Raw genomic sequence first — 11,920 nt, 5'->3', positions numbered from 1 at the left:
CAAAAATCGTTCATCACTATGTCTAGGTCTACTCCCTGTACCCAATTACTTTAAACTATGAATCGCCCGATCGCAAATTTTGCACCTCCTCAAGGCTAAGCCCGGTAAGTTGGCTAATCATTGCATTATCTAGCTGTGAAATTAATTGTCTGGCGATCGCGATCGCCTTTTCTCGCATTCCTTGTTCTCGTCCTTGTTCTATGCCTTGTTCTCGTCCTTGTTCTATGCCTTTTTCTATGCCGTCCTGAACAGCCTTAATAATTGCTCCCTGTTGGTCATAAATAAACTGTTCTCTTCTGTCCAAATCTTCCACTTCCTCTCTGCTCAAACTGGCTTGATTCGCAATATTAAAAGCTTCATGTATTTCTGGTATGCTATCCATTGTTTCTGGAACCGATGTCAGACTTCTGGCATTTTTCATAAAATAAATCCATTTGTCTGCTAAAGTTTCAAGTTCCTCCTGTCCTTTGGTAAACTTGGGCAACTCTACAAACACTAAATCCAGCTCGTTTTCGGGATAAGTCAAATTTGTCTTGACTTCTTTGAAGACAAATCGGGAAATAAATTCTGGGCTGTTAGGAAACATTTCAAAATCAGTAATTGTCAGAGCAATTACTGGCTTCAGCATTCGATATCCTTGGGCTGCTTCCAATTGAAAAGCGTAAGTCTTCGCTGCATTGTACAAAACTCGTTTCCCAAAAGACTGTACGTTAAGCACCTGCATTTCAATAATTACTAAAGTGCCATCGCTGAGTTTGGCTTTCACATCCAGATAACTATCTTTCAAACCTTCAAGTTTGGGCGGCAGATTCGGGTTGATAATTTCTAAGTCTTCAATGGTGGGATTGCCTTCATAAATTAGAGCGTTGAGAAAGCTAATTAGAATGTCTTTGCTTTCTGAGGAACCGAATATTTTTTTGAAGGCGTAATCGGTTTTAGGGTTGATAAATATCATAGTTGTCAGATTTAGCTTTGAAGTTATTGGTTTTGTGACGAACCAACGGGATTGGACCGGGGTCAAACTGCTGATTTTGTTTCAGGTAATGGTTTGACATTTTCCGGCAAATGTGCATTAGCGATCGCCAGCATAGGCTCATCGTCCCTGTGTTCGCCGTCGGTGGGAAGTTGGCAAGAAATCAGTTCTGTGACGATACGATCGCCCAGAACATCTTCCCAATCTTGCAACTGTTCTCTGGCTTTGATCGGTGTATTGACAGCCACGTCTACGCCCATTTGCTGAAGGTTGAGGCTGTGGGCTGTCGATCGACGGTTTACCCACTCCACCAGCCAAACGCTCAATCCGACTGCTGCCATCAAAGGCAAGACAATCCGGTAATCGCGGGTTAATTCAAACATTAATAGGATGGCTGTCAGCGGTGCTCGGGCGCTGCCGGCGAGGACGGCGGCCATTCCCACCATTGCGTAGGCGGCAGGGCCTGCGACTCGATCGCTCATTGCCGGCAGCATTTCCAAAAACAGGCCGTAAGCCGAACCCAGGGAAGCTCCCAAAAACATCGCCGGAGCGAAGATGCCGCCCACTAAACCGCTGCCCAGGCTGATTGCGGTCATCGCCAGTTTGACAAACAGCAGCAGCAGCAGCAAAGGCAAGGAAAATTTAACATCTTGGAGCATTGCTTGGACTGTTTCGTAGCCGACACCCAAAATTTGAGGAAATTGCAGGGCGACTAAGCCGACGCAGGCCCCGCCGATGATGGGATGAAGCGGCCGGGGCATTCGTCCGAGCCAAGTAAATCCTCGGATTTTTCCTTGAAAACAGCCATCGGCCAATTGAATTGCTTCTGTGTAGGCTAGGGAGACTCCGCTCGCCAAAAGTCCCAATCCCATGTACAGAGGCAGTTCTAGGGGGCTGCGGACATCGTAGACTGGCAAAGAAAAGGCCGGCTGAGATCCCAAGCAGATTTGAGCGATGAGCGCGGAAACTACGGCGGAGAGCAAGACTACGCTAACTGAGGAAGTGGCGAAGGTGCTGCCGAGCACGACTTCTAAGGCAAAGAACACTCCGGCGATGGGAGAGTTAAACCCGGCAGATAAACCTGCAGCAGCTCCGGCGCCGAGGAGCAAGCGCTGCCGTTCTGGGGAGAGCTGCAAGACTTGAGCCAGCAGCATTCCAAAATTAGCGCCGATTTCGACGCTGGGGGCTTCCGGGCCGAGGGAGGCGCCGGTGCCGAGGGAAACTGAGGCTGCCACCATTTTGGTGATGGGTTTGAGGGGGGAGAGTTCTTGCAGGCCGCGGGTGGCTGCAATTAAGGAAGACATATTCGGGCCAAAGTCCCGAAACCGCCACCGCATCAGCCCGATGATGACTCCACCGAGGGTGGGAATGCAGGCTAGCGTCCAAGAGCCTTTCGACGCGATCGCCCCCATGAAGTCTTCCAGCATCACGCTGTGGATGAAGTGGATGAGGTAGTGAAAGGTGACGACGCCTGCGCCCGTAACTCCCCCGATGACTAGGGAGAGGATGAGCAGGAGGGTTTCTGGGCTGGGGTGCAGGCGGTTGAATAGCGGGCTTAGTCGGGAGGCTTGGGGAGTTGCTGCGGTTGGCCCGGGTGGCGGCAGATCCACAGGAGGGATGGCTCTCATTTAGCGGTTAATTCTTCTGTGAGAAGTTATATAATATTACAATTTATTTCTTATTTTCATTTTGAGTGATTTTAGGGGAATTGACAACTTAATTAAGGCGTATTTTAGGGTAAATTTTTGGGGCGGGCCGCTGGGGTGGAATGACTGATTCTGAGGAGCGGCGGATTTGGCGTGATTGTATGCTCAGTTACATTCAAACTTAGATATACTCTGGCGATAATGCTAATTAACTATATTTATAGTTTGGGTGGTTAGGCCGATCGCATCAGTGAACGGGTAATATCATATAACTCAGTAAAAAACAACTTTCAAATTAAAGAATTGGCGATTTGAGATTTTACCTTACAACCACAAATCTCAAATCTCCAATTTTAAATCCCTCGCTCGCGCATAATATCACATCGGTTGTTGATTGGGCGGGATTCTTGGTCTGGGTTTGGCGATCGACATTAGCGGATCGCCGATGGTGGCGACTTTCCAGGGAGGGGATTCTAGCTGGCGTGCTGCGATTAAAAAGGGTGCTCCTCGCTTTAGGCGATCGACCATTAATTTAGGTGGAATAAATGCAGATAAAAAAGGTTCGTTGACGCTGCCAATATATGCGTAAGCACCATTTTCTAGCCACCTTCCGGCAACGGTGTTTGTGTCATCTGGGGCGGCTGCTGACCAACTGTGGATCATGTGGATTGCTGCGGGGAATTGGAGTTTTGGTATGTCCTCAACTGAAGCGTCGCCGTTGCCGACTTGGAATGATTTTGGATAGCCTTTGGAATTCATTAATATTAAGTCAAATGTCCACGGTTTTGAGGCTAAACTCCGCCACTTTTCCAGGTTAGATTCGGGTTTATGCACTACTTCGACATTTAAACCTATGCTTTTTAGTCCGCTAGCTGCTTCCTCCATTTCATATTTTGCCCAATTTCCTTCCTTGGGGTAAGTGTCATAAAGCATGGCGGTTTCGGTATCGAGAAATATGGCACACATGGCTTGATAGATTGATCGTACCTCGGAACCGTAAATCCAGCCGACAGCCGCCCAGCGTTCGCCGTTGGGGTGTCTTCCCAAACCGTCAGTAACGGCTAGTTGTTCGTCTGGTTTTTCAGGAGATTGATATTTGACTGCTAGTTGGCGTACAATGGTTATTGTGTCGATCGCGTCTGCGAGTTGAGAGTAAAAATATCCAGTTGATTCGACAGCTTTTGTAACTGCTAGTTGCAGATTTTTCCACTGTGTGTTATTGAGGGTATCGTTGGGTTTTCCGAAGTTGCCTTCTAGAAATACTAAAGGTTGACCGTGAGCGGCTGCTAAGGCAACTGCTGCTGAGCGTGCGGGGTCATTTTCTGATGTGATTACTACTCCAGGGGGTTCCCAGCCGAGTTGCTTCCATTTTGCCTTTAAGGTTTGAGTATCGGTGGCATTCCAAGCTGCTGCTGAGGCGTTCAGCATTAATTGTTGGAGTTTTTGATTTTTTGGCAGTTGCTGTTTGATGCTTGGCAAACGGACTATTTCTTCGGGTTTAAAGCGCTGCAAAAACATGGGCGTATATTTTTTGTCTTCGATGAGAATAGGCCAGTTTCCTTGGAGATTCCATTTTTGGATTGCTGCTAAGAAGGTGGCTTCGTCGGGTACTAAAACTACGCGGTTGACTGTTGGTATGTTGTCGCGGAGGATGGCTGCTCGGAGGCCTGTTTGAATGGGCCAGGGTTCTTGTTTGGCTGAGGCGGGAAGTTGAAAGGGTTTTTTGAAAAGGCGATCGCACCCGACACCGATTATTGCTAAGCTTGCAATAAGTGCGAGCGTCAGGAATTTAAATTTTAACTGTTTTTTCATAGGGGCAGGGGAAGGAAGGAACTAGGTTATAAATACGAACAATTATCGAAATATTTTTAGGGGCTGCAAGCGGATGTTTCGAGGCGCGGGACAAAGGAAGATTTTAAGTGCGATCGGGATGGCGACTTTTAGTATTATTGCCTTAGCAGCTACAGGTTTAATCATTTTCGCAGCGAACCGTTCGTCAGTCAAGCATCAAGTCCGGCAATTGCTGACAGCGAGGGAATGTCAAGGTTGCAATCTTTCAGGGGCGAATTTGAGCGAAGTTTTTCTGGAAGGCGTCAATTTAGAAAAAGCCAACCTGAAAGATGCCAATTTGTGGAGCGCGCATTTGGTAAATGCTAACTTGAAACAGGCAAATTTGGCTGGGGTTTACCTGCTCAGCAGCAATTTGGCTGGGGCAAATTTGGAGGGAAGCAATTTAGAAAATGCGTTTTTAGAGGATGCTTATTGGGGAGAGAGTAATTTGAGAAATGTTAACTTAAGAGGTGCTTTTATGAAAGGTATTTTTCTCGTTAACGCTGATTTGGAAGGGGCGAATTTGGAGGGTGCTAATCTGTGGATGGCAAATCTGGAAGATGCTAATTTGAAGGGTGCTAATCTGAGAAATGCTTGGCTGTTGGATACTAATTTAGAAGGGGCGAATTTAAAGGGTGCGGTGATGCCTGATGGTACGCGGCATGAATGAAAGTCAGTTGTCAGTTGACAGTTGACAGTTGTCATTAATCAGAGCAGATGGCGATCGCACCTGCAACCTTCATTTCCCGTTATTGGGTGAGGGAGTGAAGAGGTGAGGTGCGATCGTCATCCTAATAGAGCAGATTATACAAGCGCGTCGGCTGCTTTAATCATCTATCTAACTTAGCCAGTCTTGGACGCACTCCGACTTCAGAAATCGGGTTTTTTACCGAATCTGCGGGTCACAACCTGCGTATTTTCGTAAAACAACCCGGTTTCTAAGCCCCTGTGCGTAAGTCATACCAACTTTACTTACAGACGTTCTGCAAATCTTTGAACAGCTTTTGGCGCGAAAGCACCAACTAAAAAAGCAGTTGTGATATATTGGCCCTCAGAATTTTTGCTAGTTAGTGTTATTGCGCCAAACACAATCGCTGCAATCAGCGCAATAACACTCATGGCTCGCATTGTCGAGTATTTTCCATTATCCTCTTGCAAAATATGTGCAAAATCTTTTCCGCGATCGGAAGCATTGAGTTGAGTCTCAGCGCTAGAAGAATGTGTCATTTGATTAACCTCCTCAAGAAACATAGAAGTGAAAAGCAAGTCTTGGGCAGACAGAATGCCTGCCCGCAAGAGTTTTTGAGTTTAAGGATTCAAGAAAAGTTAACTCAGCCCTAACTTAGTTCGAGTGTTGATACCAACTCTTCCATCATCTTCAAGTCCAACAGAACGCTGGAAAGCTTTTACAGCCGCTTCTGTATTTTCACCAAATAGACCATCAACTGCTCCTGGATTAAATCCCAGATCGCGCAATCGCTGTTGTATTTTGATAACCGCTGGACCAGTTGAGCCAAAGCTTAGAGCCACAAATTGCGACTCGTTTTCGAGTTGTTCGGGAGTGAATCGCATACCTAGTTTATCAGCAACTTGTTTTCTCAAACGAGGCAGTTGACCGTACAGCCAATCGCCCGGACAATCGGTATTGCTGAAATCTCTGTGTCCTTTAATATTGAGCGGACTAATCTTGCAAGAATCGCACAATGAAACGCAGAGTTCTACAAGGCTTTCCCATTGCTTTGGACTCATTGGGAAAGTCATGAAATTTCCTTCATTTTCAATGCCGGGAGATTGATTGCCGTTGGCTAGTTTTCCCGGATCTTGCGCCGCGTGGGCTGATTGGATGCAAAATCCTTTTTTCACAGCCTCTACAGAACCGTGCCGACCTTCTAAAATCAACCCTCCAGTTGTATTTAAGAAATTGTGTCCTGAGTCCGACCAGCCACGCTTATCCATATGAAAATTTTGAATGTTTCGCGCTAACTGAATGGCTCCTTCAAGCGTGCCTTTTGAGGCATCGTTGGGAGGGTTTGGGTTGTCTGTATGGTGGACGATGATATAGGGGGGAATAGTCCTGTGGAAAGGAAACGTTCCAGATTTTGGCGGTCTGGCTCCCCACGCTTCTGCTGTTACAATTTTTGCTGTAAATGGCATAAAAAATGACTCCGAATTGTTTGATTTTTAGGTGGAAGTTACCTCACGGAGGGGGCAACTTCCGTTTATGCTAATGTTTGTAGTAAGGACTGAAGTCCTTTGTTGCAGATTTTGTAAAAATGCGGACTAAAGTCTTCACTACAAATCTTTTTTAGGGGTAATCCACTGGAAGCGATATCAATCGCAAACGCAGGAACTATTTAGCGTTATTTGGAAATTCGATGCAGCCACATTGTTGCAGTAGAGTCAATTTTGCTACTGTCCCAATTGTCATAAAAAGATAAAGCTTCACGCAAATTAAAAGCATTGCCAGCGGAGGATATCAATTTACGACTGTATAACTTGTTTTCGCCCTTGTTATCTGGTGAAGATGGGGAATTTTTCCGATAGCCTGAGTGGAACCACTCTCCGGCTGGATCGTTCACAAAAAAGTCCCCCTTGTCGTTATAACCGCGAATAACTAGAATGTGACCCGAATTCGTCCAATAGCCATGCAATATACAGATCTCGCCAGAATCGAGAGAGCGAGTGATGTCTGAAAGACTCCCTTTCAATGTCAAATTATCTCTCAACCCTAAACCCTCTAACAATCTTTTGATGCCATCAGGAGAACCGTGAGCTATTCCCAGCCGATCGAAACGTTTTTTCACATCATCTTCGTACTGTGGAAAGGAACCTAAATCTGCAACTTGAAAGTATTTCAGACACATTGCCGCACTTGTAGCACCGCAAGTGCGCCAGGGCTGAATCTCGTTATCTTCTTGACTGAAATACGGAACGTTATGATTAACAGTCATAATTTATCTCCAGGTAAGTGTTGTAAATGATTGATTTGGCTTCCTATCGTTTGTTTGAGCTGATATGTCTACAGTAGCGAGTTGTTATTGTACGGTCTATATAGATAACTTAAGTTGTTAAAGTTCAATACAAAAATAAAAATACTGAGGCAACCTCAGTCTAACTAAGTAAACCTCAGTAAACTTCAGGTTATACTCAAGATCCAATGAAAAATTTTTAACCTTATGAATTTTGAAGAAGGGCTGAAACTCGCAGATACCGCCGTATTTGCCAAAACAAACAGACACTTAAAAGATATAGAAGTAATAATTCTGACAGGATCTTGGCACGGTCATGAGTATCATAAGATTGCAGAGACTTACGGATATGCTGCCGAATACCTGATGCAAGATGTTGGCCCCAAGTTATGGAAGCTGCTTTCTGAAGCTTTGGGGGAAAGGGTCAGTAAAAAAAACTTTCAAGCGGCATTGGAAAGGCGATCGCTCTTGGAGTCAGAGACAGTCGCACAGCCAACTGCACCTATAACCTCTGACTTAGCACCAGAAATACAGGATACAGGCACTCCTTTACGCCAAGATTGGGGTGAAGCACCGGATGCCTCAAATTTTGTCGGTCGCGCCGTAGAACTCAACACCCTCAGTCAATGGATACTCCGCGATCGGTGCCGCTTGGTGGCGCTGTTGGGTATGGGAGGTATTGGTAAAACGGCTCTGACTGCTAAACTGGGAGAACAAATTCAGGGTGGATTTGAATATTTAATTTGGCGCAGTCTCCGCCAAGCACCTCCCTTGCTGACAATCTTGAGTGAGTTGAACGCATTTGCAAGCAGTTCCCAAGACACGCAACTTCCAACCACTGTAGACGAGCAAATTTCTTCCCTGCTCAAGAATTTGCGCGATCGCCGTTGTTTGCTAATCCTAGATGATTGGGAAATGATTTTGCGAAGTGGAGACATTGCTGGGTACTACCGAGACGGTTATCAAGGGTACGGTCAACTACTGCGGCGAATCGGAGAAGAAAGGCATCAAAGTTGCTTGTTACTCCTCTCGCGAGAAAAACCTGTAGAGATATCCTCTTTAGCAGGCGAAACCTTACCTGTGCGTACATTACAAGTTAAAGGCTTAAAACAAACAGAGGCAAAAATGCTTTTGGCGGCCATTGGGTTTTCTGCCTCAGAAAACGGCTTAGATGAACTGATACAAATATACCGAGGTCATCCTGCTGCACTGAAATTTACTGGTACCACAATTCAAGAGTTGTTTAATGGCAATATTAGTCAATTTATCGCTCAAAGCTCCTTAGTTATTGGCGATATTTTTGGCAATTTACTTAACGAACATTTTCAGCGGTTATCAGATGTAGGAAAAGCTGTGATGTACTGGCTGGCAATAGAACAGCAGCCGATTTCCTTGAACCAATTGAAAGCAAAATTATCAGCCGGCGTTTCTAGTTCAGAATTACTAACAGTATTAGAATCCTTGGTAAGACGTTCCTTAATCGAAAAAGAGCTTTCCCCTTCTAGTGCTGAATCCAAATTCACTCTCGAACCTGTGATGATGAAATATGTTACTCATAAACTGGTTGAACAAATATGTCAAAATCTTCGAGAAGCAATGCAAGCGGAATCTCTCGAAAACCTAGGTTTAATCGGAAGTCATGGTTTAGATGAAAAGCCGGAAATAGAGGGTGCTAAAACTACTCAGCAAAACCCGATGTTCAATATAATTAGAGAGCGTTTGAACTTGACACTGGGGAGTCCTTTTCAAAAGCAGCTAGAAGAACTTTTATTAAAATTGCGTAAATCTCCTTCTCAAGCTGGTAAGTACGCTGAAAAAAATATTTTAAAACTGCTGGGAGAAACAGAAAGATGACTTCAAGTAGCTTAATTTATCCAGGGTTTTTACTTCAAGGTCGCTATCAAGTGATCGCTCGGATTGGTGGCGGTGGCTTTGGCGATATTTTTGAAGTAGATGATGGTGGTATTACCAAAGTATTAAAAGTTTTGAATTTGGATAAGTTTAATAACCCAGATATTAAGCAAAAAGCCACCATTTTATTTCAGCGAGAAGCAGAGTTCTTAATGAGCCAAAGGCATCCTGGCATTCCTCGTGTAGAAACAGACGGCTATTTTACTTGGCCTGAAGGTAGTAGCAAAGCGTTACCATGTCTGGTAATGGAGAAAATACCAGGTCAAAATTTACAAGAGTGGATGTTAGCAAGAGCCAATCAACCAATAACTACAGAAACAGCCATTGAGTGGTTAACTCAACTAACAAAAATTCTCAATTTACTGCACGATCAACAGTATTTTCACCGAGATATTAAACCGTCCAATATCATGTTAAAGCCGGATGGAAAAGTGCTATTAGTTGATTTTGGTGCGGTGCGAGAAGTAACAGAAACTTACTTGCGGCAACAAAAAGAAAATTATACAGGCACGGCGATTATTTCCGCTGGTTATACGCCAAGCGAACAAGCAGATGGTCATGCAGTACCGCAATCTGATTTCTTTGCTTTAGGACGTACTTTGGTTTATTTACTGACAGGAAAAGTGCCCATCGATTTACCTAAAAATCCTGACACTGGTGAATTGATATGGCGAGATAAAGCAACGCAACTTTCACCGCATCTGGCAGATTCGCTCGACCGAATGATGGCAATTTTTCCCGGAAAGCGACCGCAAACTTGCCAGGAAATATTGCAAATTTTGGCAGGGGTAAACTCGCGATCGCCCTTGGAAAGCTTGGCGAAATCCTTGCCAGAAATTCATTCCTCGATCGAGCGAAGTAAAACGAATGCGAACGCAGATAAGCTAAGTTTTAACTGGGTAGGTAAACTAGCTCTAGCTAGCTTGTTTTTGCTAGGTAGTTGGTGGATCTTATCACCCAAAATAGTATTTTATCTTAACAAAAAAGGTTTGAGTAATTACGTAAATAAACGTTTAGAGACTGCCGAATTATATTATAAAACAGCTCTATTATTTCAACCAAATGATGGAAGAGTTAACTATAACTTAGGCGTAATTTATGAAGACAAACAAGAGTATGAAAAGGCTCGCGCTGCATATCAAATTGCGCTCAATGCAGGTGTTAATAAAGCTTTAAATAATTTGGCGCGGCTGGAAATTTTAGATCGACAATATGCGAAAGCTCTACCGCTGTTAGAAAAAGCTTTACCACTTGCCACAGATATTAAGACAACGTACACTATACACAAAAATTTAGGTTGGGCGCAGTTGGAGTTAGGGCGATATGAAGAGGCTAACAATAACCTGACGAAAGCGATTAATATTGCTAGCGAGCGCTCTGTTGCTTACTGTTTGGAAGCTGTTCTTTTAGAACGTCAAGGCAATAAACAAGCATCTATATCCAATTGGAAAAAATGCTCTGATAAATTGCCATATGAATTTCCTGAAGAACAGAGATGGGTGCTGCAAGAATTCAGCAAAAAATTTGACGACTTACAGTTAACTCCGGCTGTAAATAATTTACGTAATAAGTAATGAAAAATAATCCTCTATCCAAGTTTACATTAATCGGTATAAAAAAAAATACTTATTTCTTGAGTTTTTTGTTACTGCCTGTAATCTTGATAACAACAGCATCAAAGGTTTATCCTGTAATTAATGGATTGACTCCACAAGTTTCAGAGGCTCCTCAACAAGAAATTTTCCTGGCTAATTGTGACGATTATACTGCCGATCCTCGCGGGCCTCTTGATGTCTTAATTCCTTATATTATCAGTCCTCGGCGTACATTATTGCTGAACGATCGCCCGAAATTGCGTTGGAATAAAGTTCCCGGTGTTAATAATTATACTGTGAGTTTAGTGAAGGGCGATCGGGCAATTTGGGAAACAAAAGTTAATGGAAATGAAGTAGTGTATCCGGGAACACCACAACTGGAACCGGGATTTGTGTATTTACTGGTGGTAAAAGCTGAGAACGGCAGGACATCTGAGGAGGAAAAACTGGGCGATCGCAGCTTCAGAATGCTACCAACGACCCAAAAGCAACTGGTGAAAGGGGCGATCGAGCTAATTAACAGTCAAACAATTGCCGAGAAAACCAAAGCTTTGCAAGGTGCTTATTTTTACATCGGTTCGGATTTGAAATCAGAGGCGATCGAGACATTGGAAGCATTGGTAGCACCGGGTTTTCAAGAAGCTATTGCCTATCGCAAGCTCGGCGATTTATACTGGCAAGAAGGGGTGACATTGCTGGCAGAGAGCAATTATCTAAAAGCACAGGAATTAGCTAGTGCAGCCAAAGACATCGGGGAGCAAGCGCAGTTAGAGGAGGCTTTGGGGGAGTTGTACGGGGCGATCGGCGAGAAGCAAGAAGCTGTTCGCTGGTTGACGCAAGCCATAAACAGTCACAAAGCTTTAGGAAATACGCCAAGAGTCAAGGAAATTGAAACGCAGATTGCCAAACTCAAGGCAAGTTTGGCAAAACCGCAACGCTTTGCCGGAGGATTGGGGAGTTAATTTATAGAAAATTTTGATTTTTTCCGGAGAACAG

10 protein-coding genes are annotated in these 11,920 nt (G+C 44.3%); 4 read left to right on the top strand and 6 right to left on the bottom strand.

The features are described from left to right. Positions 1-55: 55 nt before the first annotated feature. The 3 genes from QUB77_RS02740 to QUB77_RS02730 all read right to left on the bottom strand — a co-directional run bounded on the left by QUB77_RS02740 (position 56) and on the right by QUB77_RS02730 (position 4,431). On the bottom strand, positions 56-955 hold the full coding sequence (locus QUB77_RS02740) for an Rpn family recombination-promoting nuclease/putative transposase (RefSeq protein ID WP_333173051.1): 900 nt from the start codon (positions 953-955) through the stop codon (positions 56-58). A 62-nt stretch (positions 956-1,017) separates the two neighbouring features. Next, positions 1,018-2,601, bottom strand: a complete 1,584-nt coding sequence (locus QUB77_RS02735; RefSeq protein WP_333173054.1) for a chloride channel protein — start codon at positions 2,599-2,601, stop codon at positions 1,018-1,020. 396 nt (positions 2,602-2,997) lie between these two features. Then, complete coding sequence (locus QUB77_RS02730; protein ID WP_333173055.1) at positions 2,998-4,431, bottom strand: hypothetical protein; 1,434 nt, start codon at positions 4,429-4,431, stop codon at positions 2,998-3,000. A gap of 73 nt (positions 4,432-4,504) precedes the next feature. Between QUB77_RS02730 and QUB77_RS02725 the strand changes: the two genes are divergently transcribed. Continuing rightward, positions 4,505-5,119, top strand: a complete 615-nt coding sequence (locus tag QUB77_RS02725) for a pentapeptide repeat-containing protein (protein WP_333173058.1) — start codon at positions 4,505-4,507, stop codon at positions 5,117-5,119. 302 nt (positions 5,120-5,421) lie between these two features. On the opposite strand, the gene QUB77_RS02720 is transcribed toward QUB77_RS02725, so the two are convergent. From QUB77_RS02720 to QUB77_RS02710, 3 genes are all read right to left on the bottom strand, one after another. Further along, the gene (locus QUB77_RS02720) at positions 5,422-5,676 is read right to left on the bottom strand and encodes a hypothetical protein (protein ID WP_333173060.1); all 255 of its coding nucleotides are present in this window, start codon (positions 5,674-5,676) and stop codon (positions 5,422-5,424) included. Positions 5,677-5,775: 99 nt separating this feature from the next. Further along, entirely contained in the window at positions 5,776-6,603 is an 828-nt protein-coding gene (locus QUB77_RS02715) for an N-acetylmuramoyl-L-alanine amidase (protein WP_333173063.1), read from the bottom strand. A 206-nt stretch (positions 6,604-6,809) separates the two neighbouring features. Beyond that, a complete protein-coding gene (locus QUB77_RS02710; RefSeq protein WP_333173065.1) occupies positions 6,810-7,400 on the bottom strand; it encodes a C39 family peptidase in 591 nt (196 codons plus the stop codon). A 225-nt stretch (positions 7,401-7,625) separates the two neighbouring features. Here QUB77_RS02710 and QUB77_RS02705 point away from each other — a divergent pair, with 225 nt between their 5' ends. The 3 genes from QUB77_RS02705 (at position 7,626) to QUB77_RS02695 (ending at position 11,886) form a co-directional block, all read left to right on the top strand. After that, the gene (locus QUB77_RS02705) at positions 7,626-9,272 is read left to right on the top strand and encodes an NB-ARC domain-containing protein (protein WP_333173067.1); all 1,647 of its coding nucleotides are present in this window, start codon (positions 7,626-7,628) and stop codon (positions 9,270-9,272) included. Further along, on the top strand, positions 9,269-10,903 hold the full coding sequence (locus tag QUB77_RS02700) for a protein kinase domain-containing protein (RefSeq protein ID WP_333173071.1): 1,635 nt from the start codon (positions 9,269-9,271) through the stop codon (positions 10,901-10,903). The genes QUB77_RS02705 and QUB77_RS02700 overlap by 4 nt, the downstream gene beginning before the upstream one ends. Positions 10,904-11,031: 128 nt before the next feature. Further along, positions 11,032-11,886 carry a tetratricopeptide repeat protein gene (locus QUB77_RS02695; RefSeq protein WP_333173074.1) on the top strand — a complete coding sequence of 285 codons (855 nt, stop codon included), beginning with the start codon at positions 11,032-11,034 and terminating at the stop codon, positions 11,884-11,886. Positions 11,887-11,920 lie beyond the last annotated feature (34 nt).

Origin of the sequence: Microcoleus sp. AT9b-C3, assembly GCF_036705485.1 — a bacterium.
Taxonomy (GTDB): Bacteria; Cyanobacteriota; Cyanobacteriia; order Cyanobacteriales; family Microcoleaceae; genus Microcoleus.
This window is presented reverse-complemented; position numbering and strand designations above follow the sequence as displayed.

What these genes read in the sequence shown, in the direction of transcription:
- QUB77_RS02740 (WP_333173051.1), bottom strand. Translation starts at nt 955, where the DNA reads ATGATATTTATCAACCCTAAAACCGATTACGCCTTCAAAAAAATATTC.
- QUB77_RS02735 (WP_333173054.1), bottom strand. Translation starts at nt 2,601, where the DNA reads ATGAGAGCCATCCCTCCTGTGGATCTGCCGCCACCCGGGCCAACCGCA.
- QUB77_RS02730 (WP_333173055.1), bottom strand. Translation starts at nt 4,431, where the DNA reads ATGAAAAAACAGTTAAAATTTAAATTCCTGACGCTCGCACTTATTGCA.
- QUB77_RS02725 (WP_333173058.1), top strand. Translation starts at nt 4,505, where the DNA reads ATGTTTCGAGGCGCGGGACAAAGGAAGATTTTAAGTGCGATCGGGATG.
- QUB77_RS02720 (WP_333173060.1), bottom strand. Translation starts at nt 5,676, where the DNA reads ATGACACATTCTTCTAGCGCTGAGACTCAACTCAATGCTTCCGATCGC.
- QUB77_RS02715 (WP_333173063.1), bottom strand. Translation starts at nt 6,603, where the DNA reads ATGCCATTTACAGCAAAAATTGTAACAGCAGAAGCGTGGGGAGCCAGA.
- QUB77_RS02710 (WP_333173065.1), bottom strand. Translation starts at nt 7,400, where the DNA reads ATGACTGTTAATCATAACGTTCCGTATTTCAGTCAAGAAGATAACGAG.
- QUB77_RS02705 (WP_333173067.1), top strand. Translation starts at nt 7,626, where the DNA reads ATGAATTTTGAAGAAGGGCTGAAACTCGCAGATACCGCCGTATTTGCC.
- QUB77_RS02700 (WP_333173071.1), top strand. Translation starts at nt 9,269, where the DNA reads ATGACTTCAAGTAGCTTAATTTATCCAGGGTTTTTACTTCAAGGTCGC.